Below are 1380 nucleotides of genomic sequence, written 5' to 3' on the forward strand. Positions count from 1 at the left end.
AAATGTTTTTCCTTGCAAAATTCGGGGGGGGGGGGTGGTATAATTGCTCCTAGACTGTGTATTCTTCATAGGAGATACAGTGGGGTAAATAGTCGTAAGTTGCTATTTATATATTATTGTCAATCGAAGAGGAAAATGACATGTTCTCTTCAATCATATTTTTAAAGGAGAAAGAGTTATGGATTTTAGAAAGTGTAACAGAGAAAAGGTCTTCCGTTACTCCATTCGTAAGTACCACTTTGGTGCCGCCAGTGTCGCGGTTGCCGCATTGATGTTTTTAGGAGCACGAGCTAGTGTTGTTCAGGCGGATACTACAGTAAATGCTACAGAGGTGTCTCTTGAGAGTTCTGAGCCTAAATCGGATCCAGCTGCGGAGGGAGCTAGTGAAGCTTCGAATGGAAGTGAGCGAAGTGCTGATGAAACAAGTAATTCTGTTCAGCGTACTCCTGTTGGCAGTGATAGGGACGCTTCTCCATCAAGCAATAATGGGGAAAGTTCTGAAGGGTCAGATAGAAGCAACAGTAGTGCCGTTAGCGGAAGTGATAGAAGTGCTGAAGAAACAAGTAACTCTGGTCAGCATGCTCCCGTTAGAAGAGCTAGGAGTGTCGGGGAAGACCGGGCATCAAGGTTGAATGGGCGGTATGTTTATGGTGTTAATCAACACCCTGTACCGGATGACAAGTATAATGATAAGGGATATCTTTATGAGCAATGGCCGTATGCTAAAAATAATTGGCTAAATGCTAATACTAAAACTAAGAATGTATTTGAAGTCTATACAGATCCGATTACCGAAGTGACAACGGTAAGACGTAGAGTGAAAGATCCGGCTAAAACTGGTGCGGGACGTGACAATGTCTATAGAGACGAAAGTGAAACTGATCCTGGTGTCTTAGATATTTTTCAGAAACATCCAGACGCAAGACGTATATTAATAAATATGGAATCGATTGGTGAAAATATTAAGGTAAGAGTAATTGGAGATTCCAATCAAGAGTTAGCTGTTTTAGAAGTTCCTAAAGAAGATGTATTTATGAAGCAAAGCGAATGGGAGGTTAAGAAAAAAGAAAGGGAAAGGCAAGAAGCAGAAATAGGTACAGCTAAATCAGCAGCTAAGGCTGAGCTTGAACGCAAAGCAGAAGAGAAGAAAGCTCAAATCGCTGGCAATAACAACTTGACAAATGAAGAGAAAGAAGCTGCGAAGAACGCCGTAGATGAAGCTCTAGAAAATGCCAAGAGAGCTGTAGACAATGCCAACGATGCTGCTGGAGTAACAAGTGCTCAAGAAACTGGACGTCAAACGATCCAAGATGTGCCAGAAACAGGTACAGCTAAGTCTGCCTTGAATGCCGAGCTTGGTAAAGAAGATGCAACAAAAGC

Annotated in this window: 1 protein-coding gene; it reads left to right on the forward strand. The window is 42.2% G+C overall.

Annotation, left to right across the window (positions count from 1 at the left end; translation table 11 throughout):
• Positions 1-178: 178 nt before the first annotated feature.
• On the forward strand, positions 179-1380 hold a 1202-nt coding region (locus HT693_RS11455; RefSeq protein WP_172925200.1), incomplete at its 3' end, for a DUF1542 domain-containing protein.

Source organism: Streptococcus sp. 2154, assembly GCF_013277255.1.
In the GTDB taxonomy this organism is placed as follows: Bacteria; Bacillota; Bacilli; order Lactobacillales; family Streptococcaceae; genus Streptococcus; species Streptococcus pseudopneumoniae.